Origin of the sequence: Photobacterium sp. GJ3 (assembly GCF_018199995.1) — a bacterium.
Classification (GTDB): Bacteria; Pseudomonadota; Gammaproteobacteria; order Enterobacterales; family Vibrionaceae; genus Photobacterium.
In genome coordinates, this window is sequence record NZ_CP073579.1 from 122,056 (window position 1) to 147,344 (window position 25,289).

Genomic DNA, 25,289 nt, shown 5'->3' on the forward strand with positions numbered 1-25,289 from the left:
ACATCACGACGCTGCGCGAGTGGGGGCCGGAGTTTCTCTCAAAGAGTCCGGAAATGAGATATCCCGGATAAAACAAAAAATGTTTATGATGAAAGAGGTTACTCAGTGTTGGTTTTCAGCCAGACTGAGTTCTTCAGAGACTTTTCCCAAATGTGTTGAGGAGGGGATGTGGCAGGCGCAAGTTTATTAACATTGCTGGATGATATTGCAACCGTGCTGGATGATGTGGCGGTGATGAGTAAAGTTGCAGCACGGAAAACAGCCGGTGTGCTGGGGATGATCTGGCATTGAATGCGCAGCAGGTCGCGGGCGTGAAGGCGGAGCGGGAAATTCCTGTGGTCTGGGCCGTTGCTAAGGGATCGTTCAGGAACAAGCTGATTCTGGTGCCGGCGGCACTGCTGATCAGTGCAATTGCGCCCTGGCTGATCACACCCTTGCTTTTGATTGGGGGTTTGTTTCTCTGTTTCGAAGGTGCAGAGAAAGTGGTGCACAAGCTGACGCATGCTGACGCTGAAGAAGCGTTGCAGGATCATGATGCGCTGCCGGAAGATATGGATCTGGAAACCTTTGAAAAAAATAAAATCAAAGGCGCGATCCGGACCGATTTTATTCTGTCTGCAGAAATCATCGTGATTGCGCTGGGGACGGTGCAGGGCACACCTTTACTCACGCAACTGGCCGTTGTCAGCCTGATTGCCGTGCTGATGACCATCGGGGTTTATGGCTTGGTTGCCGGTATCGTGAAGCTTGATGACGGTGGTTTTTATCTGGTTGATCACCACCCTGAAAAAAGTGTGCTGCACCGTTTGGGTCAGTTGCTGATCAGTGCGGCGCCAAAGCTGATGAAGGTTCTGGCTGTGGTCGGGACCATTGCGATGTTTCTGGTCGGAGGCGGGATCGTCATGCACAGTGTGCCGGATGCCCACCATGCACTGGAATGGCTGATGGAACGGTTACACCAATTACCGGGTGCCAGCTGGCTGGTTCCGATGCTCACCAATCTGATTGTTGGCGTCATTGCGGGCTTGGTGGTGCTGGGTGTTGTGTCGCTCTGGCAGCGGTTGCGCGGGAATCGAGCAGCATAAAATATCGACTTAGGGTATGCTGAGTCAGACTCTTGATGAACAAAGTAAGAATAAGCATGAGCATGACAACGCGCAGCAGACCCGTATTTCCTCTGAGCCGCCTGCCTTTACTGGCGGCTCTTGTTTTCTCATTTCAGGCACATGCCAATCCCGAAGAATCTCAGGCTGAGCCCGTTCCGGCCAGTGAAGCTGAAGCGACTTCATTTTCCGTGAAACAGACACTGACCGATGCGTTTCGTGAATCTGGTCAGGTGTGGAAAAGAGATGCCATCGCTTATGCCCGTTTACCCAAACGCAGCGAAATGGGGCAGATTCTGATGACATTTGAACTGGATGAGCGCGGTAAACCTGCCATGGCTTCCGAATCTGAAATCGTGGAAGACACTGTGATTGTGCGCGAGATGACGCCGCTGATCGGTGCGGTGTACCGTGAATATCTGATGACGAAATCAGATTGGTATGACGTGTATGGTCTGCAACCGGATACCTTATCCTTTCACAGCTATTCATCTCGTCAGACTATCCGCGTGTTGCCCGTTGATGAAAGTTTATTGCTGAATCTGGGGAGCCCGGATGGCCAGCCGATTGCAATCAGTACCGCTGCTTTTCCGCAACATCACACGGTTCAACCAGACCAGTCGATTCTGCTGAAAAGAGGAGACTGGATTTCAGAACAGGGTGTTGTCTACACACGGGAAGCGCTCGACAAAGACTATAACCCTCAGGATCTTCCAACCGCCGCTCAATAATTGAACCAGCCTTGTGCTGGTTTTTCATTTCTTTCTCTGGATCAGGCCTGAATCGGGATACGGCTCAGGCATTTTTTGACTGAAAGTTTTGAGAATCATTGTTATTATTGTTCCCATTCTTAGACAGCCTGCTGTTTTTTGTGATCACACCGAAGCGGGTTGAAAGGATTTTGCCCCAAAAAGATAATTTAACTTGAATGATAATCTTTATTATTTATTCTTATGTTATTAATGAGTTTGCGCTTGCTCAAGATTCAGTAAGCTTAACCATGGTAGTTTGGTGAACGGATGACAACAGCATTGAGAACACATCAGAAGCCTGAACAACCCGCGCTGTCCTCGGGCATGGGCGCGCCGGTCCCGCGTGAACATCTGATTCAGTTGTTCAGCGACAGTGAGCGTCTGATTCCAATCATGAAAGGGGTTCCGACTCCGGACACGCTGTTGAGTATTCGCCGGGAAGGTAATAATGATGCGCTGCTCGCAAGCCTTTACCAGTACTGGCAGCAAAATTATCCAGAAGCTGGCCAGCCGTACTGGACGACGCGCAGCTGGTCAATGCTGACCTGGCAGCCCCTGTATCTGGCTTTTGTCTGTGTTTACAGTGTGAAAGCTGTGCCTCCGCTGGGCCAGATTGTGCAGCAGTACAATCAGGAAGGCTGGGTGGCCGGATACAGCTTCAGCAAAAACAGCGCGTGGTGTGAGGGTGATACGCAAAAGCTCATCGGCTGTGCTGGCCGGGAGCTGGTTGAACTCTATGAAGATCTGCGACAGCAGATGGAGAATCATACCCGGATTCGTCCCGGTTTTACCCGCCAGTTACTGGCGGATTCGGTTCTGGCTGTGTTACTGCGTTACCACAATACGCTTCCGGACAGTTTGCCGGCGGACGCTGTCCAGCAGCATGCCATCTGGTGGCTTGAAAGCCTGGGGCTACCCGCAAAACATATCAATACACTGTATCGTTCAGAAACGGATAGTTCGTGGCAGCAAATGAGGGTGAGCTGCTGCATGCATTATCGCCGGGATGACGGCAAATATTGCGAGAATTGCCCGAAAAGTAAGTGCTGATCGGACAGTGCACGACATAAGACAAGAAGATGTATGAACTCAATCATGTTCGCGTTCACCGAGATGAGCGCGATATTCTGAGCATTGATCAGCTTAGTATTGATACCCGTGCGTTTACCATGGTGCTGGGTCATAACGGCTCTGGTAAATCGACACTGGTCAATCTCCTTTCCGGACAAATGGCGCCAGATCAAGGCGACATTCTGCTCAATCAGAAGCCACTTTCTACGCTGTCTGCGAAAGCACTGGCACGGGAAGTGGCTTTTCTGCCTCAGAAACTGCCTGACGTAGCGGGACTGACCGTCAGAGAACTGGTTAAATTGGGCCGTTTCCCCTGGCGGGGGACTTTGGGTCGCTGGCAGTCCGACGATCAGGCCATCATTGAATCTGCGATGCAGAAAACCGGCACATTACGGTTTGCAGACAGTCTCGCCGATCAGTTGTCTGGTGGTGAGCGTCAGCGGGCCTGGGTGTCGATGCTGCTGGCGCAGCAGTCCCCGGTACTCATTCTGGATGAGCCCACATCGGCACTGGATATTCATCATCAGTATCAGTTAATGGCTTTACTTGCGGATCTGAACCGCGAGACGGGCTGCGGTGTGATCGTGATTCTGCACGATCTGAATCTGGCCTTACGCTATGCCACGCACATTGTGGCGCTGAAGCAGGGACAGATTGCTTTCACCGGCCCAAAAGATGATGTGCTGATGGACGAGACCAGACTGTCGGATCTCTACGAAACCAAAATTCAGTTGATGGATCATCCCATGGATGATGGCAAGTCAACCGCACAAAAAGTTGCTGTGGTTTGCGAGTAATACGCCAATCGATCGCAGCAGACGTGGAAAAAGTATGAAAAATCGAATGTTTCAAAAATCAGTACTGCTGGTGCAGGCTGGCGTATGGGCCGCAGCGATGTTGGCCACGAGTGCGGTTCAGGCCGCAATGACCGTGTCCGACAGCCGGGGTGAGCACCAACTGACAGCGCCCCCCCAGCGTGTGGTTGTGCTGAACTGGGATCTGGCCGAGCAGGTACTGGAATTGGATGTTCAGCCGATTGGCGTGCCAAATATTCCGGGGTATCAGGAATGGGTGGTTCAGCCTGCCATGCCAGACGGCGTTGCGGATATCGGGACGCGAACGGAACCGAATCTGGAGAAAATTGCCGAGCTCAAGCCGGATCTGATTCTGGCTGCGTCTCCGCAAAAAGATTTAATTCCACGGCTGGAGGCACTGGCTCCGGTGCTTTACTACGAAACCTATCATCAGTCGCTGAACAGTGCCGAAGCTGCGATCGACAATTTCCGCAAGCTCGGGACTGTTTTTGACAAATCCGCCCTGGCCGAGCAGAAGTTATCTGCCATGTCAGAGCGATTTTCAGTGCTGAAAGCGCAGCTGAATCAGGCGTACAACGGCCAACCGCCCCGAGTGCTGGCGATGCGTTTTGCGAATCAGACTTCGGTGTATCTCTATAGCCAGAACTCTACCACGAACTATGCACTGACTCAGTTAGGCCTGACGCCCGCGATGCCGTTACCGGCGACCGAGTGGGGCATTGTTCAGAAACGGCTGATGGATCTTCAGAAAGCGGGTGACAGCTACGTGTTGTACTTCAAGCCTTTTCATGAAGAGAAACAGCTTCAGCGCTCCGTGATCTGGAACGCCATGCCCTTTGTCCGTGCCGGTCACGTCAACAGTGTTGCGTCGGTCTGGAATTACGGTGGCGCAATGTCCATTCGTTACATTGCAGAAGCCATGGCGGATAGCTTACTGGCGATTGCTCCAAATCCACCTGCAGTTGTGAAACAAGGCGGACAGGACTGATCCATGACCCGCACAGTGACTGTTTTTCCACTCATGCTGCTGGCGTTGCTGTCGGTTACGTTTGCCAGCTTGCAGATTGGGGGGGATCTGACGCTCTCGCGGCAACTGGCGTTAATCTCTGGCGAGCCTGCAGATGCCTTTGGCGACGTGATGTTCACGTTTGCCCAGCTTCCCCGCTTAGTCATGGGCCTGATGGTCGGTGCGATGCTTGGGTTAGTAGGAAGCCTGATGCAACAGCTGACTCAGAATCCGCTCACTTCCCCTTTAACGCTGGGGACTTCCTCCGGTGCCTGGCTGGCATTGATTATCGTCAATGTCTGGTTTCCTGATTGGGTTGGTGACCACAGCGCGCTGGCAGCGATGGTTGGGGCGATGCTGTCTCTGTTTCTGGTGATATTTATTGCCGGACCAAAGAATATGACCGGGCTGCCCTTGGTATTGTCGGGAATGGTCGTCAATATTTTGCTTGGCGCTGTTGCCAGTGCAATCATTCTGCTGAACGCCGAATATGCGAAAAACGTCTTTATCTGGGGCGCCGGGGATCTGACTCAGAATGGTTGGGAGTCGGTGCAATGGCTGTTGCCTAGATTGTCCGTTTCGCTGCTGTTGCTGGTTTTTGCGCCGCGAATTCTGACGCTGATGCGGTTGGGACATCAGGGCGCGGCGGCTCGCGGGTTGAATGTCGTCCCTGCTTTCATCTGCCTGATGGCGATTGGACTCTGGCTGGTGGCAGCTTCGATTACCACCGTGGGCGTGATTAGTTTTATTGGCCTGCTCACCCCGAACATTGCCAGAGCGCTGGGCGCAAGAACCCCGAAACTGGAGCTCTATGCCAGCGCATTGCTGGGTGCATTCCTGCTGGTTGCCACCGATGCCGTGGCACAACTGCTGAGCCAATGGACGCTGGATGCAATTCCGAGCGGTATCACGGCGGCTGCCATTGGGGCACCAGCATTGTTGTGGTTTAGTCGCAGAAAGATGAAAGCACAGGATCAGGTGTCCATCAAACTGCCCCCAAGCCGGGATCGTCTGGCTCGCTGGACGCAACCGGTCTTGCTGAGCGTCGTTGCAGGTATGCTGGTGCTGAGTGCATGTTTCGTGACGGATGGCCATGCCTGGCAGATGACTGTGCCCAGCGCTTATCAATGGGAACTGCGTTGGCCACGCATGCTGACAGCACTGAGTGCCGGCGTCGGATTGGCGCTGGCTGGAACGATTTTACAGCGTTTGATTTATAATCCGCTGGCCAGCCCGGATATTCTGGGGATATCTGCCGGGGCGACCTTTGCGCTGGTTGGTGCCAGTGTTTTTTTAGGGATCAATATTTTTGCCGCAGGTTCTGTTCTGGCCTTTACCGGTAGTTTGGTGGTCCTTGCTGTACTGCTGGTTCTGGGTCGCCGGCACCACTTTGCACCGTCCAGCCTGATTCTGATCGGGATTGCACTCACAGCACTGATTGATGCGCTGGTTCAGTTTGCACTCGCTAAAGGCACACAGGACAGCTACAGCATTCTGACCTGGTTGGCGGGTTCGACTTATCGGGTGACGGCAGGCAAAGCACTGTTTCTGATGGCTGGGGTGGGGGTGTTATTCACCTTCACCCTGATGACATCCCGCTGGTTGACTCTGATTTCTGCCGGACGTCAGTTTGCTGCAGCGCGTGGCCTTAACGTCACGCTGTGCAGTGCGCTGCTGCTGGCGACAGTGGCACTCTTGTGTGCGCTGGTGACTGCAACCATGGGGCCGGTCGCGTTTGTGGGGCTTCTGGCACCGCATATGGCCGTGATGCTGGGGGCGAAGCAAGCTCGGGAGCAGTTGATAGTTGCGTCGTTGGTTGGGGGCGTGGTGATGCTCGTGGCCGATTGGGTCGGACAGACCGTGTTATTCCCGGCACAAATTGCAGCAGGAACGCTGGTGTCAGTGATTGGCGGCAGTTACTTTCTGTTCTTGCTGATTCGGGGCAGGGCGCGCTCGGTCTAGAAGCCGGGCAATATCGTAAAAAGACAAAAAAGCCGGATTCGCAAAGTGATCCGGCTTTTTGTGATTGAACGGCTGGATTATACCAATCACAGTAAATAACTGGTCATCCTAGCTTGTTCAAATGTTCGATAACTGCGTTAGATTTTTTGATTGTAGAATCAGGACTGATCTAAAAAGTCTGCCTTGTTCTCAAACGTTTCCCCTGCGCTATTTCTGAACATTTACTTACTTTGATTGGTATTAACCTTCAATCTCTGCGTTGTGGTAAACGTTCTGTACGTCGTCACATTCGTTCAGCATATCCATGAACTTCTCGAATGCTGCAACATCGTCGCCCGCGACCGGGTGCATGGCTTGTGGAACGAAGGTAATTTCTTCCACGTCCATCGCGACATCCGGCATGGCATCAGACAATGCGTTCTTCACTTTGAAGAACTCAGTGTGTGGTGCAAATACAGTGATGGCGCCGTCTTCTGCTTCAATGTCAGACACATCAACGTCTGCCATGATCAGGGCTTCCATGACGGCTTCTTCATCATCGCCCTGGAACTGGAAAACCGCCTGATGATCGAACATGTGTGCCACAGCACCCGGTGCACCAATCTTGGCGTTGTTTTTCACAAAGCACTGGCGAACGTCCATGTAGGTCCGGTTGTTGTTGTCTGTCAGGCAGTCAACGATGACAGAGCAGCCGCCAGGGCCGAAACCTTCATAACGTGCGGTTGAGAAGTCTTCACCGCCGCCACCTTTGGCTTTATCAATTGCTTTGTCGATCACGTGGCCCGGCACCTGATCTTTCTTCGCTTTTTCCATCAGACGGCGGAGCGACAGGTTACTGTCTGGATCAATACCACCGTTTTTCGCGCACATGTAGATCTCTTTACCGTACTTGGAATAGACCTTGATTTTAGCGCCTTGGGTTTTTGCCATTGAGGCTTTACGAACTTCGAAACTGCGTCCCATGGGGAATCACTCTCTGTCATTGATATTTTCGATAGGTGGACTGATTTTATCAGCAGGCTCTGTATTTAGGCTAGTACCAAGTGACCCGCTTCTGCGGGTCAATGAACAAGAAAGTGCGATTGCACCCGTTTTCATTCAGAATTCAGGCTTATTTCGCCCGGATTGCCTTGTTTCGGGTTATCCGACTCAAAGAATAGACGACCTCGTGATTAAAAAAGGTGCAAACCCACAAAAAAGGAACTTTTTGGCTTAAAAAATAGTCATTTGAGCATCTTGGTGCTTTACAGCAAAAAAAGAGCTGGTATGATTCACCGCACTTACGGAGAGATGGCTGAGTGGTTGAAAGCACCGGTCTTGAAAACCGGCATACGTTAATAGCGTATCTAGGGTTCAAATCCCTATCTCTCCGCCACTTTCAAAGAAAGCGTTTTGCGAAAGACGAGTTCTGAAGAATTGGAGCGGTAGTTCAGTTGGTTAGAATACCGGCCTGTCACGCCGGGGGTCGCGGGTTCGAGTCCCGTCCGCTCCGCCACTACATGAAACCCCAGTCGAAAGACTGGGGTTTTTTGTTATGTGTATTGCATTGACGGTATAAAGATGCGCTGAAGCCTCGTCTGAGCGCTGTGAACAATTCTACAGAATGGCTGAACTTTGCTGTGATTTGACCTGTTCCATGATGATTTTTGTGTGCTTCTAACCCGGAGCTTTATGGATTCCCGCCTGCGCGGGAATGACGGTAAGACGATGAATTTAAAGTCATTCGTCGTTCCCGCGCAGGCGGGAACCCAGTGACGTTGATGCGCCGGAGCCTCGTCTGAGCGCTGTGAACGATTCTACAGAATGACTGAACCTTGCTGTGATTTGATCTGTTCCATGTGATTTTCGTGTGTTTTTAACCCGGCGCTCTATGGATTCCCGCGCAGGCGGGAACCCAGTGACGTTGATGCGCTGAAGCCTCGTCTGAGCGCTGTGAACGATTCTACAGAATGACTGAACTTTGCTGTGATTTGACCTGTTCCATGTGATTTTCGTGTGTTTTTAACCCGGCGCTCTATGGATTCCCGCCTGCGCGGGAATGACGGTAATGTGATGATTTATCAAGCCTTTGTCGTTCCCGCGCAGGCGGGAACCCAGTGACGTTGATGCGCCAGAGCCACGTCTGAGCGCTGTGAACGATTCTGCCGAATGATTGAACTTTGCTGTGATTTGATCTGTTCAATAATGATTTCGTGTGTTTTTAACCCGGCGCTCTATGGATTCCCGCCTGCGCGGGAATGACGGTAATGTGATGATTTATCAAGCCTTTGTCGTTCCCGCGCAGGCGGGAACCCAGTGACGTTGATGCGCCAGAGCCACGTCTGAGCGCTGTGAACGATTCTACAGAATGACCGAACTTTGCTGTGATTTGATCTGTTCAATAATGATTTCGTGTGTTTTTAATCCGGCGCTCTATGGATTCCCGCCTGCGCGGGAATGACGGTAATGTGATGATTTATCAAGCCTTTGTCGTTCCCGCGCAGGCGGGAACCCAGTGACGTTGATGCGCTGAAGCCTCGTCTGGGCGCTGTGAACGATTCTACAGAATGGCTGAACTTTGCTGTGATTTGATCTGTTCAATAATGATTTCGTGTGTTTTTAACCCGGTGCTCTATGGATTCCCGCCTGCGCGGGAATGACGGTAATGTGATGATTTATCAAGCCTTTGTCGTTCCCGCGCAGGCGGGAACCCAGTGACGTTGATGCGCTGAAGCCTCGTCCGGGTGCTGTGAACGATTCTACAGAATGACTGAACTTTGCTGTGATTTGATCTGTTCCATGTGATTTTCGTGTGTTTTTAACCCGGCGCTCTATGGATTCCCGCCTGCACGAAAATAGCGGTAAGGGAATGAATTTAAAGTTATTCGTCGTTCCCGCGCAGGCGGGAACCCAGTGACGTTGATGCGCCAGAGCCACGTCTGGGTGCTGTGAACAATTCTGCCGAATGATTGAACCTTGCTGTGATTTGACCTGTTCCATGATGATTTCCTGTGTTTTTAACCCGGTGCTCTATGGATTCCCGCCTGCGCGGGAATGACGGTAATGTGATGATTTATCAAGCCTTTGTCGTTCCGCGCAGGCGGAAACCCAGTGACGTTGATGCGCCAGAGCCACGTCTGAGCGCTGTGAACGATTCTACAGAATGACTGAACCTTGCTGTGATTTGACCTGTTCCATGATGATTTCCTGTGTTTTTAACCCGGTGCTCTATGGATTCCCGCCTGCGCGGGAATGACGGTAATGTGATGATTTATCAAGCCTTTGTCGTTCCCGCGCAGGCGGGAACCCAGTGACGTTGATGCGCCAGAGCCACGTCTGAGCGCTGTGAACGATTCTACAGAATGACTGAACTTTGCTGTGATTTGATCTGTTCAATAATGATTTCGTGTGTTTTTAATCCGGCGCTCTATGGATTCCCGCCTGCGCGGGAATGACGGTAATATGATGATTTATCAAGCCTTTGTCGTTCCCGCGCAGGCGGGAACCCAGTGACGTTGATGCGCTGAAGCCTCGTCTGGGTGCTGTGAACAATTCTACAGAATGGCTGAACCTTGCTGTGATTTGATCTGTTCCATGATGATTTTCGTGTATTTGTAGCCCGGTGCTTTATGGATTCCCGCCTGCGCGGGAGGAAAAGCGGGAATGACGGCGGTTAGATATCCGGCGTATCGCGAATAACGCTGACCTGAAGTGAACGAACAAACACCCAAAGAAAAGCCCCGGCATTTGCATGTCGGGGCGATTCGCAGGCAGGGAATGAGGGGCTTACAGCTTGAATCGGCCGACCAGTCGGTCCATCTGATCAGACAGGGCTTGCAACTGCTCACTGGATGCATTCAGCTGATTTGCCACATCTGCTGTTTCCGTCGTGAGAAAGTTAATATCTTCCACGTTCCGGTTGATCTCCTGAACCACGGAAGACTGTTCTTCAGTTGCCGTGGCAACCTGAATGTTCTGCGAACTGATTTGATCAATGTAAGAGCCGATCTGAGTCAGTGATTCTGTCGCCATGTTGGCTTGTTCTGCGACGGATTGACCTTGCTCTCGACCCTGAGAAATCGCAGCCACAGCTTTCATGGACTCATTTTGTAATCGGTTGATGACATCCTGAATTTCTTCGGTTGAGTTGGCTGAACGCGACGCCAGACTCCGGACCTCATCTGCGACCACAGCGAAACCGCGGCCCTGCTCACCCGCACGGGCAGCTTCGATTGCGGCATTCAGTGCCAGCAGGTTGGTCTGCTCCGAGATACTGCGAATGGTGTCCAGAATCACACTGATGTCAGTCACCTGGCCCGCCAGTGATTCAATCACTCCAGTGATATCCCCCAGCTCAGTACTCAGCTCGTTCATTTTCTCTCGGGCATGTTCGACCACACTCGAACCGCTCTGAGCCTGAGTCGTCGCTTCTTTCGCGATATTGGCCGCTTCTGCAGCATTATTGGCGATTTCGTTGACGGTTGCACCCAGCTCATTAATTGCGGTGGCGACTTGCATCGTCCGGTCTCGCTGCGTGACACAGTTATTTTGAGTCGACTGAGCTGTTGTCGCAACGGATTGAGCCGTTTGCGCCAGATTCCGGGAACTTTGCGCGACTTCCTGAACAGCATGGTGAATTTTTGCAAAGAAGGTATTCAAAGTATCGCTGATCGCTGTCAGTTCATCTTTACCGCCCAGGTCGATACGGGTATTGAGTGCCATATCTTTTTCTGCAGTCTGAATGGTTTGCTGCAGCATAGAGACACGGGATCTGAGGTTTTGGATAATGACGAAAGACACAATGAATGAAATTGTCAGTGCACCGATGATCAACAGCATCAGGTTACGCTGTCCATCATGAAAGCTTTGCTGGGCTTCGTTGTTGAAGGTTTGAGCCTGAGTGAGCAAGGTGTCCAGAATGTCATTCGACTGTTTGCGCATTACGCCATAGGATTTTGCATATTCGCCGTAATAGCGGTGGGCTTCATCCAGTCGACCTGCTTCAAGTGCACTGAGTAATGGATTCAGTTCACTTTGAATCATGGTTTCAAAATTGCGCAGTAACTTTTCCGCTTCCCGGCGCAGATCTGGATTCACCTGTGCCGCGACTGATCGCTCCATGGCCGCACGCATTTCAGGAATATCCTCTTTTCGGGTTTCCTGAATACGGATCGTCACGCCCTTTTGATCTTTTAGATTATCGATTTCCTGGAGCAGCATCATATCAATACCCACGCGCATCCTTGGGATCCGGGACGCGGCTTCAGCCATCGCTCGCATTGGCGTTGCTGTATTTTGATAAAGCCGTTCAGATTTCTGACCAATCTGAGACATGCTCAGGTAACTGAGTATGCCAACAAGCAATAAAATTGCACAGGGCAATAAGACCGCTAAAATTAATTTGGTTCTTAATGTTAATGTGTTGATAAACATAGCGTGCTCTTCTTATTGTTATTCTTGGGAAAACGTCCGATTGAATTCAAAAATAATGAATATAAACTCATGAATTCGATGAAATGCCTCCGATAACCTCGTGTCTGACTTGCGTTTCTATCCATGAATATTCGTTTGTTGTGTTCACATTTTGTCATGGTTAACTCTTTGATTTTTTTAGTGTCTGATTGCGTGTTTGACGAAAAATCGTGTCCTTGTACTTTGCAAAATGTAATCAGCAGGTAAAACGATTGCGTTGCTTTTTTACATGTTTATGATTTTATCATCTTTTTAATTCGGGTTTTTAGATTGAAGGCGTTTAAAAATCGCAAAGAAATTATTTTTTACAAAAAAATAATGAAAACTTGGCTGAGGTTAACAGAAATCATTGTGGGTCAATTTGGGGTGCTGAAGGCAGCTGGAGATCAACAATCCCCCGGCAGAGCGAGGGATTGGCTACAAGTGAAAAGGTTACAGCACTAAGGTATGGGGACCTCAGCGCAGGCAAAGCGTGCTTACTTTTTCTTATCAGCAGCTTCTTTCAGGATTTCTTTGATGCGCTTATTCGAGACTCGTTTCGCCATAAAATACTCCTTGTAAAAGACAACTTTTCAAAAAATAGACTTTATTTTCAATGGGTTGATGCCCCTTTACTTGAGGGATTTCCGTTGATGCAAATTCAACCAACCCTGATTCACTATACCGACTCAAAAGACGAAAAAAGGGATCTGGCTCAACCTATGATGAATTGGTATTCAATTGGTTGACTGGAATCCACGTAAGATTGTCACTTATTTTCTATAGTGAAGCTGAAATCAGAGGAAGATATGCAGTCTCAGATCAAACTCGAAGGCATGAAACCAGGCCACCTTGAGCAGGTTGCAGCGCTATCTGTCGTTGAATCACAATTGCCTTTTGTTGGCACCATGGAAGAAATTCTGGTGAATGTGGACGATGTGGTGCATCCCGTGGTGATTCAGATGGAAGCGCGCGTTGTCGGTTTCTTTTTGGTGGATACGCAGTACGGACAGCGTTACGATTTTGCGCCGGGGGATGCGTTAGGCCTCAGAGGATTCTTTGTTGATCAGCATTATCAGGGGCAGGGGATTGGCACCCGTGCGGTCGCCGCGCTGAAGACATTTCTTCGGGCAGAATATCCGCACGCACACCAGATTGTCCTGACCGTCAACTGTAAAAATCCGGCGGCGAAAATCTGTTATGAACGCGGTGGATTCATTGATGTCGGCGAGCTGTATCACGGTGGTGCGGCTGGACCGCAGCATGTGATGTCAATGATGTTGGAAACTCAGGAAGAAGAGGCTCGCTGAAAGGCAGGAGAAATCAGCATGAACAGTACAGCTTTTACTATCCGTCCGATGCGGCGGGGCGAAGTGGATATTGCAGTGGCCTGGGCGGCTCTGGAAGGGTGGAATCCTGGGCAGCATGATGCACTTTGCTATGCTGCCGCCGATCCGGGCGGTTTTTTGATTGGCTTGTTGGGCGATGAGCCGATTGCCACCATCTCTGCGGTTCGTTATGACGAGACCTTTGGTTTTATCGGTTACTACATTGTAAAACCGGAATACCGGGGCATGGGGTACGGAATTCAGATCTGGAATGCAGCGTTAGCGTATCTCGAAGGCTGTAATATTGGTTTAGATGGTGTGGTTGAACAGCAGGCAAACTATCAGAAATCCGGGTTTCAACTGGCATACAGCCACCTGCGTTATGAGGGGCGGGGCTATGGTCCGGCTGAGCCTGACGCAGCCATTGTGCCGTTATCAACATTACCTTTTGAAACCTTGGTTGCTTATGAGCACCCCTTCTTTCCTTCGCCTCGTATTGCCTTCTTAAAAGCCTGGACCCGCCAGCCAAACAGTACCGCACTGGGGATTCTGGCGCAGGGTCAGCTGGCAGGATACGGGGTGATTCGCCCGTGTCTGGGTGGCTATAAAATCGGCCCGCTGTATGCAGAGAGTGCTGAACTCGGAGAACGATTATTTCTGGCACTGGCTTCTCAGGCGACAGCAACAGAGGCTGTTTTTCTGGATGTCCCGGCAGTTCATTCAGCCGCAGTCGCTCTGGCCGAGAAATACGGCATGACCGTCTCATTCGGCACGGCCCGCATGTATACCCAGTTCGAACCTGAACTTCCGTTAGACCGCATTTTTGGTGTGACTTCGTTTGAGATTGGATAAGGGATCCCTGCGTTTCAGCACACAGAGCAAGTTTCGTCGCGTTTGATTTTGACGAAGCTTGCGTCTGTCGTGAATTGTACGACCAACCTGCATCCGTCCGATATCGTGCATCACTGTCTGGCCAAAGTCCTCAATCTGCCTCACCTATGAATCTGGCTCATGGATTCATGCAATAAAATCATTTTTATTCATGTATCGACCCAAGTATAACTCATACTCAGTTGTTCACTCGACGTCATTGACCGTAGATCTTTCATGAAGCCACGCGGCGAAAATCAAAAAACGGGAAAGACAGCGGACTGGGAAAATCTAACACATAAAATTGGAAAGCCCGGAAAGTACAAGGAACAGTTTCAGGATTTATCTCAGAACATTGGATGCCAGATTATGCCGAATAAAGATTTTAAATTTACGATAAAGAAAATTATTTTTGATGAGAATTATCATCCGTCAGATAATACCCGTATTACAACGAACTTCGCGAATCTGGCGAGAGGTGATCACCGTCAGGAGAACCTGCGGAACGCTTTAAAAATGATTAATAATCGTTTTAATGCCTTGGCGAATTGGGATAATCCGACCGGTGAACGTTATTCTGTTGAGCTTGAGATTATTTCTGTTGATCTGGATATTGATGCAGATGTTCAGGGCAAGGAGCAAAGCTTCCCGATGATTGAAATTCTGAAAACGAATATTCTTGATCATCATACGAATAAACGTATTCAAGGTATTGTTGGTAATAATTTCTCTTCTTATGTCCGAGATTATGATTTCAGCGTCTTGCTGTTAGAACATAACAAGAATCAACCTCAATTCAGTATTCCAGACGGATTTGGTGTGTTGCATGGGAATCTGTTTCAATGTTTTCTGAATTCAGAGGCTTACCAAGAGAATTTCCATAAGCCACCAGTGATCTGCCTGAGTGTCTCGGATAATAAAGTCTATCAGCGCACTGAAAATCAGCATCCTGTCTTGGGGGTTGAATATCAGCCCAATGAGTCGTCTCTGACCGAGCAATATTTCAAAAAGATGGGCTTGCAGGTTCGCTATTTTATGCCACCCAATAGTGTTGCGCCTTTGGCCTTTTATTTCTTTGGTGATCTACTGAATGATTACACGAACCTTGAGCTGATCAGTACCATCAGTACCATGGAAACCTTTCAAAAGATTTACCGGCCTGAGATTTATAATGCGAATGCTGCTTCAGGACAATGCTATCAACCGAATTTGAAGAACCAGGACCATTCGCTGACCCGAATTGTTTATGACCGGGAAGAACGCAGTCAGTTAGCAAAAGAGCAAGGGAAATTTGCTGAAGAGCATTTTATTAAACCTTATCAGGCGATTCTCGACCAGTGGTCAGCAAATTACGTTCTTTAATACAGCCAAACAGACGATGTGATTATGATGAAAAAATTATTACCGACTTCAACGGCGGGAAGTTTACCGAAACCTTCCTGGCTTGCACAACCTGAAACTCTCTGGTCTCCCTGGAAATTACAAGATCAGGAACTCGAGGATGGCAAACAAGACGCTTTGCGTGTGTCTTTGCATGAACAAGAACAGGCTGGCATTGATATCGTCAGTGATGGAGAGCAATCACGCCAGCATTTCGTCACGACCTTTATTGAGCACCTCAGCGGCGTTGATTTTGAAAATCGGAAGACGGTAAAAATTCGGGATCGCTATGATGCGAGCGTTCCCACTGTGGTCGGTCCGGTGAGCCGTCAGAAACCTGTTTTTGTAGAAGATGCTAAATTTTTACGTCAGCAGACGAACCAGCCGATTAAGTGGGCCTTACCCGGGCCGATGACGATGATCGATACGCTATATGATGACTATTATCAAAGCCGTGAAAAACTTGCCTGGGAATTTGCCAAAATTCTGAATCAGGAAGCGAAGGAGCTGGAAGCGGCTGGCGTTGATATTATCCAGTTTGATGAGCCTGCATTTAATGTGTTTTTTGATGAGGTGAATGACTGGGGCATCGCAGCGTTAGAAAGAGCGATTGAAGGTCTGCAATGTGAAACGGCTGTGCATATTTGCTATGGCTATGGCATTAAAGCCAACACAGACTGGAAAAAGACGCTGGGTTCAGAGTGGCGGCAATACGAAGAAGTTTTTCCTAAACTGCAAAAATCAAATATCGATATCATCTCATTGGAGTGTCACAACTCGCATGTCCCTATCGAGTTGCTTGAACTGATTCGAGGTAAAAAAGTGATGGTGGGCGCCATTGATGTGGCGAGCCATACGATTGAGACGCCAGAGCAAGTCGCAGAAACACTGAGGAAAGCACTTCAGTTTGTTGATGCCGATAAACTCTACCCTTGCACCAACTGTGGAATGGCCCCTTTATCTCGCCAGATTGCCCGGGGCAAACTGAGTGCCTTGAGTGCAGGTGCTGAAATCGTCCGAAGAGAGCTTCAGCTGAAGTAAGGATCACTGGACCTGAGGTTGGGATACCGGTTGGATGGGGGATAACGCCATGATCAACCGGTATTCTGACTCCCTTTCCCTGCTCAACACTCATCAAATACCAGCGCCGTCCCATAGCTGCTGTTCAGCTTGGTTTGTGCCTGCGGTGAGGCCGAAATTCTGGTGCCAGCAGATTGCTCCCCTGTGATGGATTCTGCGTGGCAGAGGCTGGCACTGGCGCCCATGCCCAGTTTGACATCGGCTTGCCCGATTTTTAATGGCTGTGACGCTGGCGTCAGCGTGGCCCCCATGGCCAGCTCCAGAGACAGTTTGTCCGTCTGGCCGCTGAGGGTCAGTTTACTGCCCATCTTCCCAACGGCTTCAAAACTGTCTTTTGCCACAGCGCAACTATCGACAATGGCTTCGATGCCGAAGCGTGCTTCCAGTCGGTGGAGTGGTTGTGTGGTATAAATATCCAGCGTCAGCGGATCCGTTTCTTCCCAATCATCCCCGGAAGTATTGCTGATGGATAATTCGCCGTTTCGCTCGGTCAGCTTCATCTGATTCAGCGTATGGTTTTCACCGGTTGCTTCCAGATAGTTCCAGTTCCGCTCACTGCAGTGGACGTTCACTTCAATGCCTTTTTCAACAAACAAGCGGTCAAACGGTTCGAGTGACTGCGTTCGGGTCTGATCCTCTGCAAAACTGAAAGGAATGCCGCCAATTACTGCGGTCAATAAAACGATCCCGGTCAGAGCCGCAGGGAGCATCACTTTCTTCGCTGATTGATTCATGATTTGTTTCATCCATTGATTATTGGTGACAATTGGATATCAAGATGTGTGCCAATGTTTTTCAACGGCTTGCAGACCAGGCAGGATGAGGCTTGAAGGGGAAGATAGTGTTTCAGCGCTGTTGACCTGACGGGAATGCCGTCGTCACATTAACGAACAGGTGGCTAAATTAGCCACCTGTTTTATCAAAAGCGCAAAGCATCAGGATTATTGCGCGCTGACGGTAAAGCCTGCGTTGCGAATGACACCTTGCTCAGGGTTGAGTTGCCAGTCTGGATTTTCCATAAAGCTCAGGGATGCAAAGTTGATTCCGTCTGCATCCAGTAATGTCCATCGAGTGACTTTATCGCTGTCGGTGAAGTCGATCACCAGTCGTCCGTTCGCGTGGATCACCCAGGTGAAGGCTTCCGTGACGGGATTTTCCGTCGCTGGGGTGACATAAGTGCCGGAGCCCGACATCAGTCCGTCGCCGTTGGTGGCAGGCACGCCGGTAAAGACCATGCTGTGTCCGTTGTCCAGTAACAACGTGGTATTGGTTAACAGAGCGGCGGTGAATTTCAGCGGCGCAAACGTCCATGGCGTACCGCAGTCCGAAACAGCCTGAGTGTACTCAGCGAAGCTGGCACCACTGTCTGTCGGGCTTTGGTTGCTGTCATTCCAGCCTGTGTTGAAGTCATCGCATTGTGTCAGCAAATCGCCGGGCATCAGCGTGCGAACCAGTGACCCCGCGCTGATGGCACCTTGCGCTGCTGTGATACCCGCCGGTGTATTGTTTTTCACCCAGAGTTCATTTTGGGTGAAGACTTTCCAGCCGGTTTCATGGTTGGCTTCTGCTTCGTCCAGGATCGCGAAAGTTTGCGTCCAGTTCGCGGCATTGGGTATGTCCCGCCCCTGCATCACCAATTGATTGTTTTCAACTTCCCATTGATAGGTCTGATAAGTACCGTTAGTCAGTCGGTAACCAAACCCTTCATTTTCCCCATCTGTGGTCAGGAAGGTGTAGCGGGTCGACAGAGTTTCACCAGACTTGCCCCACATCAGGGTACGGCTGGCCACATCACTCGCTGCGACAGGGATGTCGCCACCGCCGCTGTTTTGTTTACAGGTTTCAATGGCTGTTGCGAATTGTTCCTGAGTGGCTGCACTGGCAGGGGCGTCGCCGTTGAATGCGGAGTCATCCGTCGTGCACGGAGTGAGGGTCGCACTGGCCACAGGCAGTGGATCGCTCGTCCGGCGATAATCCAGGCTGTGCATCTGCCAGATGGCCTGCGTGTCGATAAACCCGTTGCCCTGACTGGCATATTGGGAGAAGACCACAAAGTGATTTTCTTTGCTGTTCTTCGTCAGCATCGCCCAGACTTCGGCATCGCCGTTCTCATGAAAGAGTTTGACCATGCCGGGAGCAAAGCCGTCCCTGTCGTTGCTGGTGGTGATACTCCAGGTGTAATTTCCCGTCACCAGACCCTGCTGATAGCGCACGGCAGTCCCATCGTTCGCAAATTCAAACGCTTCATTGTTGCCGTTTTCGGTCACCCGGCTGCGTCGCAAATGACCCAGCGCTGTGACATCAGCAATGCCGAATGGGAGATAACCGCCACACTGGAGGATGACATTGTGCATATCACTGACTTCATATTCGAAAGACGTCGAAGTCAGGGCGTCGAACTGGCAGTTATATTTGGTGACGTCCTGCGGATCTTCATCGTATGCGTCACTGACGCCATCGTTGTCATTGTCCGGATCAGCGTTATCGCCTGTGCCGTCACCATCGGTATCCACGGTTTCATCTTTGTTTGTCGGGAACTGATCGGTTTTGTCATCCACGCCGTCACCGTCGGTATCCGGATTGAGTGGATCCGTCTTTAGCGCCTGTTCTTCTTCATCGGTCAGGCCGTCATTGTCGTCATCCGGGTCGGCGTTATCACCGATGCCATCGTAATCGAAGTCGGCACTTTCAGTGGCGTCATTAGGGAACGGATCGGCGGCATCAATCACGCCGTCGCCATCGGAATCCGTGTTCAGCCCAGTGTTGTCGATCACCACGGGCAGGCCGTTGTTGTCTTCAACCACTCGGCCATGTGCATCCAGCACTAAATGATGATTGGTATCCACCTGTTTCAGCACATCTCGCAGGCGACGAAATTCAGCCAGCGGTGCCAGAACGTCGGACTCCGCCGTCAGCTCTTGCTCCGGCAGGATCCCCAGCACAATCACTGAACGGGCTTTCACCGCAACATCGGCCAGACCTGCCGAGAGATAATCGCCCATGACTTGTTCTGCGGGAATCCCCAGCGATTGGGCGACGGCAGCTATCGCGGTGGATTCACCCAGCCCTTCGAACATATATAAATGAACCAGACTGGTGAGCGGCGTGACCGTGGTGTAGCCCACAGGTGCAGACATCAGAAAGCCCTTGGTCACTGGGGCATCAGGGTTGTCCTGATCCACCGTTTGTCCCGGAATAGCCAGTACGAACGCTGCAAACTGTGCCGGGTTGTCAAGGCCATTGAGTGTTATGGAGGCCAGACCTTCCGCATTGGTCATGCCTTCGCGGTCTCCGCCTTCAAAGCGGAAGTTCTCGGCAATATCGACCCAGGCCTGGGCATTTTCGAGATAGCCATCAATCGCTGTAATAGAATAAGTCGGAATGGTTTTGACTGGTGCCTGCGGTGAGTCGGAATCTCCCCCACAGCCTGCTGTCAGCAGGCTGGTACTGATCAGACTGCATGCGCATCCCCATGATTTGTTCATCATGTCTCGCCCCTAAAATCAGTCATGCCGCTTTCGCGACGACAGAATTATTCGCCCCGGGATAGGCCGGAGCCACTTTTATTGCTTTCTGATATTTAGCTTAGTGTTGTCCAGCTAGGCCTTCATTGGGGCCGGAGAAAATGGTTGTCGCGTGGCTGAGAAAGGGCAGAGTTAGCGAGCAGGCAAAAATCTGTTCATGGTATAAGCTGATGAAAGACAATATAAAACAGGGAGTGAAAGGTTCGTATGACCACAAGTTTTTTTGCATCAGTACTTGCGTTATGGCTGTGCTGGCTGTCTTTTCAGGTGATCAAAGCCCGGCGAAGGCATCAGATTGGGTATGGCGACGGTGAAGGGAAAGCCAAGGATTTACAGTTGGCCTGTTCGGCGCAGTCGAATGCGGTGAATTATATTCCGATCATGCTGGTGCTGATGTTCCTCCTGGAAGAACACGGCGGCGCCAGTTGGCTGATCATGCTGATCGGATTGGTGTTTACGGCTGGCCGGATAATTCATGGCCGGGGGATTCTGGCAGACAGCCTGAAGGGCAGAGTGCTGGGGATGCAGCTGACACTCTGGCCACTGATCGGGATGGCTGTGCTGAATCTGCTGAATTCGATTTTCGGCTAGGACATGGTGCATCGCCTGAAGACCGGCAGTGGTGATACTGCCGGTGTGTTTTGCTGGTTCGACAGAGGGCGTGACCGGGTCAGGCCGGATAGACAACCCCTAACGACGCAAGCCGACTGGCGCCGGTTACTTCCGGTAAGTTACTTGGCAGATCATGAATGCGCCGCTGCGCCAGCCAGGCGAATGCCATGGCTTCCATGTAGTCGCTGTCGACCCCCTGTTCACGGGTGGTTGACACGTGCCAGTCAGAGAGCAGCGCAGAAATCCGGTCCATCAGCAGCGGGTTGCGTGCCCCGCCGCCACAGACCAGCAAGGTCGGATTGGGGCCGGACTGAAACTTCAGCACTTCCCGGGCAATACTGACGGCCGTGAGTTCGCACAGAGTGCGTTGCACGTCTTCCGCGGAGGCAGTGTGATTGGCCAGTTGCTGACCGAGCCAGGCATCATTAAAGAGCTCACGTCCGGTGCTTTTTGGTGCAGACAGCGAGAAATATGGCTCAGTCAGCATCGCTTCAAGCAGGATGTCATCGACTTTTCCCTGCTGGGCAAACTGGCCATCCAGATCAAAGGGTTTGCCTGTGTGTTGCTGGCACCAGAAATCCATCAGCATATTTCCCGGCCCGGTATCGTACCCGAACACAGGCTCATCCGGGCGAATCACCGAAAGATTCGCAATCCCGCCAATGTTGAGAATCACCACGCTGGAATCGGACGACTGGAACAGGGTTTTATGAAATGCCGGCACCAAAGGCGCGCCCTGACCGCCAAGGGCCATATCTTTCCGACGAAAATCTGCCACCGTGTCGATACCGGTTCGGGTCGCGATGAGATGGGCATCGCCCAGCTGCATCGTGAAAGGCGTGGTGCCGGTCGGCTGGTGAAACACGGTCTGCCCATGGTTACCGATGGCTCGGATCTGATCGGCGGTATAGCCGGACTTTTCCAGCAGCGCATCGACAGCATCGGCAAACAGCAGGCCCAGCTGATGATCCAGAGTCCCGATTTCAATCAGATTCGTCGGCTGGCCGGTACAGACTGCCAATAGCCGCTGTTTCAGCTCAGGCGGCATCGGAAAGTCATCATGGGCAAGCAGTTCAATGCGGTTGTCTTCAATGGCAACCAGTGCGGTATCCACACCATCCATACTGGTGCCGGACATTACGCCGATATATAACTCCCGGTGCATCACGCGCCTCCTGGATTCAGTTCAATTCAACTCAGGCACGGTAGCATGATTTCAGGGACAATGGCGTGATGGACATGTCGTTCAGTGAAATTTCAGTCTGTGTCTGAACATCTTTGATGGCCTTCCTATTTTTAACGTCAGTGAATAGTAGATGTTAAGTCGCCATCAAAAGGGGTTGTATTATGTCCAGACTTCTGACCGCAAGAAAATCTCATGCTGGTTTAGTCAACAAAGCTAGCTTGACTTGTCCCGATAAACAGAAGGTGGAAAGGTTCAAATATTAAGATTCTGGTGTATTTATATTATGCAAATGATTTCACCTCGTTAGGCTAATGAGAAGCAAGCTCAAATGTGAATAATATTCTGAATGACTTTCTATGTTATTTACCAGCGATTACAGGGATTTTCAATGGGGATTGAAATTGAATGTCAGTAATGGCTATCAGCTTTGTAGGATTTTTCTTTTTCTGATTTCATTGCCATTGATTAGAGTGAAAAATAACATTAAGAACGATAAAGTAAAAAGCTGAAGTGATTATTCATGTAGCCCAAAATCGAAGAGCTTTATTGAAGGAATGAATGAATGAAAAAACTAACTCTAGTATCAGTGATCAGTATGGCAATGATGTCTGGCTCTGCTTTTGCCGTAGATCCAGTTCAGGTTGTACAATTTAATGGTGTTATTACCAGTGATGTCGTTGGCGATACTTCTATTATCACTGGTGTAAACGGCGGTGCTGTTTCAGATGGTGAAATCAACGTTTCTACAGATGGTACATTTGTAACAACTAAACCTGTAACACTTGAACTCTATGATCCTACAGGTATAACGCCAATGGTTGGTGATTGGTCTATTAGTCAGGTTGATTACCGTATTGGTGGTGTTGGTGTGACAACAGCGACCATCACGGTAACAGATCTAACTTCTGGCAATAATATGGCAACATCGACTAATTTGGCTTTAACTCAAGGCATCAACCCAACGCAAGTTGGTTCAGTTTCAATTTCTGCAACTGGTACAACAACAGATCAAGCTGAAGTCGATAACATAGTTACTCCAGGTGGTTCTACATCTGCTGGGTTATATATTACAGTTGTTGCACAGAACGCAGTATAAATTATTTATAGTAACATGCTGTTGTAAATGTAAAGACAGCAATATTGTTTGCTGTCTTTTGTTTTTACTATGAGAGTGTTTTATGAGGATGTTGAAGAAATTAATACTGTGCATTGCACTATTAATCGCTCATGTGAGTTTTGCTAATAATCCAATTAATAAACCACTAATAGTAAATACAACGATAGATAAAAGTGCCTTTTTTGCTCAAGAAATCACACGTTTTAGCATAACGCCAAGCCAGGTTGTATTACGTTATGATGGATCAAAAAAAACGTTTCAAGACACAGTTTTACAGGTTGACATCGAAACAACGTTTCTCGTTGCCGATACAAGCCTAAATTTAGGTTTACTATTAACAAATCAATTCACTGTGTGTCGTGACAATGGTGGCTCTGGCGCTGGTTCCGGTAATGAATTGATTACACCGAATGATTTTTTATCTGTTTATTCTAATGATGGAATATCTGAAACAAAAATGGAATTAAATACACCCGTTGTATTGCCTCAGTCGAGTCTGGATGGAGAAACTATTTCCAGTCAATCAACATTATGGATGCGATTTTTAATACCGCCACAAAATGCTTATGAGTGTGGGGGTAGCTTAACCTTTACTGTTGAGATGGATGTATGAAACAGGTAAATATACTTTTAAGGATTGCGGTAGTTTTAGTGGGCGTAAGTGTTGGTCTCGCTTATGGTCAGTTGCCTGTCAAAAATCTTCCAGATGATTTTAAAGCCTTGTTTGATTTTAAACAGAAAAATGTTGAGCTAATCTTTACTGATAAAAGTAGCGACTCATTACCAATGTTCGTTAATTACGATACAGTTAAATTAAATAGTGAACAACAAAAACAAGCGTTCATTCAAGAGTTAAAGCGTTTACATATTAAACAAAGTTTGATTACAGATATCATGTATGACTTTGAGCAAGGGGCAAAAAACTCAGCAGATTGTGAAGGAACGCTATCGCAATGTATTGTTACGCCTGATCGTTATTCAACCCTGTATGATTACTATTCTAATAAATTGTACTTGTGGGTTAATCCTAATTATTTAGAAACAGATAGCAACATTAGTTCACAGCAGGAATATGCTGAGTCTAAAAAAGATAACTATACGCTAATCAATCACTTTAATGCATATAGTAATACTAATAATGAATTTGATAACACCAGCTTCAATTTTTACGATGATAGTATTATTGGTCTAAAGTATGGTTACCTTGATACACAAACTGGTTACTTTATTCATATGGGTGGCGATGATGATTTTGATTTAGATCGCATGCAATATAACTATGAATTTGATCGTTATCGTTTCCAAGTTGGCTATAACTCAACGACAGATAACTTTAATGCGACTGATGTGTTGTTCAAAATGAATAACACCAGTGAGATAGCTTTTGGATTTGGAACGTCATCAAATTTATTAAAATCACAGAGTCGTGTTACCCAGAAGATATTCTATTTTGCACCCAAGTCTGGTGTGTTGAATATTTATCGTGATGGTCGGATTATTTTACAAAAGAATGTACCGAGTGGGCAAGGTTTAATTACTAACAATGAGTTGCCTAAAGGCCGTTATGATGTAATTCTAGAGCTCAAAGTTGGTGACGATGTCGTGTACAAAGAAACAAGAACGATATTTAATACCAATGATGATCAACTTGCTACAGGTAATTTTGATTATCTTATATCTACAGGTATTTATAAGAAAGATTCTGACTTAAATACAGATTCTTTCTTAGGGAAAATAAATACAGAAGTCGATGGTGAAAGTTTTATTCGAACAGGGATTTCATATCGAGCTGCAGATTACTTATTGCTGAGTATAGGTGGAAGTACTTCTTCTATTGGTAATAGTGGGATGGTCGCAGCAAAAGCTTATATGCCAATGGGGGCTGCATTAACAGTTCGTAGTCAAATTTTCAATAAAAATGTATATCAAGCGGAAGCATTTTTCAATTGGAATAATTTTCATTTAATTATGAAAAATACGAAGATGGTAGTGATGATGCTAATTCCAATGATTACAATACGCTAGCTAGTTATTACTATGGTAGTGGTAGTTA

Annotated in this window: 20 protein-coding genes, 2 tRNA genes and 1 pseudogene; 17 read left to right on the forward strand and 6 right to left on the reverse strand. The window is 49.0% G+C overall.

The window, feature by feature from the left end; translation table 11 throughout:
• The first annotated feature begins 168 nt into the window (after positions 1 to 168).
• The 6 genes and pseudogenes from KDD30_RS17405 (at position 169) to fhuB (ending at position 6,709) form a co-directional block, all read left to right on the forward strand.
• Positions 169 to 1,085 (forward strand): annotated as a pseudogene (locus KDD30_RS17405) (DUF808 domain-containing protein).
• Between the two features lie 56 nt (positions 1,086 to 1,141).
• Positions 1,142 to 1,834: a hypothetical protein gene (locus KDD30_RS17410; protein ID WP_211651279.1), complete on the forward strand. Its 693-nt coding sequence runs from the start codon at positions 1,142 to 1,144 to the stop codon at positions 1,832 to 1,834.
• Positions 1,835 to 2,122: 288 nt separating this feature from the next.
• Positions 2,123 to 2,905: a siderophore ferric iron reductase gene (locus KDD30_RS17415; protein ID WP_211651280.1), complete on the forward strand. Its 783-nt coding sequence runs from the start codon at positions 2,123 to 2,125 to the stop codon at positions 2,903 to 2,905.
• 29 nt (positions 2,906 to 2,934) lie between these two features.
• Positions 2,935 to 3,723: an ABC transporter ATP-binding protein gene (locus KDD30_RS17420; RefSeq protein ID WP_211651281.1), complete on the forward strand. Its 789-nt coding sequence runs from the start codon at positions 2,935 to 2,937 to the stop codon at positions 3,721 to 3,723.
• A gap of 34 nt (positions 3,724 to 3,757) precedes the next feature.
• Entirely contained in the window at positions 3,758 to 4,729 is a 972-nt protein-coding gene (locus KDD30_RS17425; protein WP_371826115.1) for an iron-siderophore ABC transporter substrate-binding protein, read from the forward strand.
• Between the two features lie 3 nt (positions 4,730 to 4,732).
• Positions 4,733 to 6,709, forward strand: a complete 1,977-nt coding sequence (gene fhuB, locus KDD30_RS17430) for a Fe(3+)-hydroxamate ABC transporter permease FhuB (RefSeq protein WP_371826116.1) — start codon at positions 4,733 to 4,735, stop codon at positions 6,707 to 6,709.
• Between the two features lie 240 nt (positions 6,710 to 6,949).
• Here the strand turns inward: fhuB and KDD30_RS17435 are convergent, their stop codons facing one another.
• Positions 6,950 to 7,672, reverse strand: a complete 723-nt coding sequence (locus KDD30_RS17435; protein WP_211651282.1) for a YebC/PmpR family DNA-binding transcriptional regulator — start codon at positions 7,670 to 7,672, stop codon at positions 6,950 to 6,952.
• Positions 7,673 to 7,993: 321 nt separating this feature from the next.
• Between KDD30_RS17435 and KDD30_RS17440 the strand changes: the two genes are divergently transcribed.
• Together KDD30_RS17440 and KDD30_RS17445 are read left to right on the forward strand one after the other, a co-directional pair.
• Positions 7,994 to 8,084 (forward strand) — tRNA-Ser (locus KDD30_RS17440).
• Between the two features lie 43 nt (positions 8,085 to 8,127).
• Positions 8,128 to 8,204, forward strand: a tRNA-Asp gene (locus tag KDD30_RS17445).
• Positions 8,205 to 9,307: 1,103 nt separating this feature from the next.
• Here the strand turns inward: KDD30_RS17445 and KDD30_RS17450 are convergent.
• On the reverse strand, positions 9,308 to 9,688 hold the full coding sequence (locus tag KDD30_RS17450; protein ID WP_211651283.1) for a hypothetical protein: 381 nt from the start codon (positions 9,686 to 9,688) through the stop codon (positions 9,308 to 9,310).
• Positions 9,689 to 10,474: 786 nt separating this feature from the next.
• Entirely contained in the window at positions 10,475 to 12,121 is a 1,647-nt protein-coding gene (locus KDD30_RS17455; RefSeq protein WP_211651284.1) for a methyl-accepting chemotaxis protein, read from the reverse strand.
• A 365-nt stretch (positions 12,122 to 12,486) separates the two neighbouring features.
• Here KDD30_RS17455 and KDD30_RS17460 point away from each other — a divergent pair, with 365 nt between their 5' ends.
• The 5 genes from KDD30_RS17460 (at position 12,487) to KDD30_RS17480 (ending at position 16,758) form a co-directional block, all read left to right on the forward strand.
• Positions 12,487 to 12,888 carry a hypothetical protein gene (locus KDD30_RS17460; protein ID WP_211651285.1) on the forward strand — a complete coding sequence of 134 codons (402 nt, stop codon included), beginning with the start codon at positions 12,487 to 12,489 and terminating at the stop codon, positions 12,886 to 12,888.
• A 60-nt stretch (positions 12,889 to 12,948) separates the two neighbouring features.
• Positions 12,949 to 13,449 carry a GNAT family N-acetyltransferase gene (locus KDD30_RS17465; RefSeq protein WP_211651286.1) on the forward strand — a complete coding sequence of 167 codons (501 nt, stop codon included), beginning with the start codon at positions 12,949 to 12,951 and terminating at the stop codon, positions 13,447 to 13,449.
• A gap of 18 nt (positions 13,450 to 13,467) precedes the next feature.
• The gene (locus KDD30_RS17470) at positions 13,468 to 14,319 is read left to right on the forward strand and encodes a GNAT family N-acetyltransferase (RefSeq protein ID WP_211651287.1); all 852 of its coding nucleotides are present in this window, start codon (positions 13,468 to 13,470) and stop codon (positions 14,317 to 14,319) included.
• A gap of 387 nt (positions 14,320 to 14,706) precedes the next feature.
• Entirely contained in the window at positions 14,707 to 15,699 is a 993-nt protein-coding gene (locus KDD30_RS17475; RefSeq protein WP_211651864.1) for a DUF1852 domain-containing protein, read from the forward strand.
• A 27-nt stretch (positions 15,700 to 15,726) separates the two neighbouring features.
• Positions 15,727 to 16,758, forward strand: coding sequence for a methionine synthase (locus tag KDD30_RS17480; protein WP_211651865.1), 1,032 nt, complete (start codon positions 15,727 to 15,729; stop codon positions 16,756 to 16,758).
• An 83-nt stretch (positions 16,759 to 16,841) separates the two neighbouring features.
• Here KDD30_RS17480 and KDD30_RS17485 read toward each other — a convergent pair whose 3' ends face one another.
• Together KDD30_RS17485 and KDD30_RS17490 are read right to left on the reverse strand one after the other, a co-directional pair.
• A complete protein-coding gene (locus KDD30_RS17485; RefSeq protein ID WP_211651288.1) occupies positions 16,842 to 17,531 on the reverse strand; it encodes a GIN domain-containing protein in 690 nt (229 codons plus the stop codon).
• Between the two features lie 207 nt (positions 17,532 to 17,738).
• Positions 17,739 to 20,285: a hypothetical protein gene (locus KDD30_RS17490; protein WP_211651289.1), complete on the reverse strand. Its 2,547-nt coding sequence runs from the start codon at positions 20,283 to 20,285 to the stop codon at positions 17,739 to 17,741.
• Between the two features lie 243 nt (positions 20,286 to 20,528).
• On the opposite strand from KDD30_RS17490, the gene KDD30_RS17495 reads away from it, so the two are divergent.
• Positions 20,529 to 20,912 (forward strand): MAPEG family protein, encoded by a 384-nt coding sequence (locus KDD30_RS17495; RefSeq protein ID WP_211651290.1) that lies wholly within the window; start codon positions 20,529 to 20,531, stop codon positions 20,910 to 20,912.
• 79 nt (positions 20,913 to 20,991) lie between these two features.
• Here KDD30_RS17495 and KDD30_RS17500 read toward each other — a convergent pair whose 3' ends face one another.
• The gene (locus KDD30_RS17500) at positions 20,992 to 22,098 is read right to left on the reverse strand and encodes an anhydro-N-acetylmuramic acid kinase (protein ID WP_211651291.1); all 1,107 of its coding nucleotides are present in this window, start codon (positions 22,096 to 22,098) and stop codon (positions 20,992 to 20,994) included.
• A gap of 583 nt (positions 22,099 to 22,681) precedes the next feature.
• Between KDD30_RS17500 and KDD30_RS17505 the strand changes: the two genes are divergently transcribed.
• From KDD30_RS17505 to KDD30_RS17515, 3 genes are all read left to right on the forward strand, one after another.
• A complete protein-coding gene (locus KDD30_RS17505) occupies positions 22,682 to 23,215 on the forward strand; it encodes a hypothetical protein (RefSeq protein WP_211651292.1) in 534 nt (177 codons plus the stop codon).
• 88 nt (positions 23,216 to 23,303) lie between these two features.
• A complete protein-coding gene (locus KDD30_RS17510; protein WP_211651293.1) occupies positions 23,304 to 23,849 on the forward strand; it encodes a hypothetical protein in 546 nt (181 codons plus the stop codon).
• Entirely contained in the window at positions 23,846 to 25,261 is a 1,416-nt protein-coding gene (locus KDD30_RS17515; protein ID WP_211651294.1) for a TcfC E-set like domain-containing protein, read from the forward strand. The genes KDD30_RS17510 and KDD30_RS17515 overlap by 4 nt, the downstream gene beginning before the upstream one ends.
• The last annotated feature ends 28 nt before the right edge of the window (positions 25,262 to 25,289 follow it).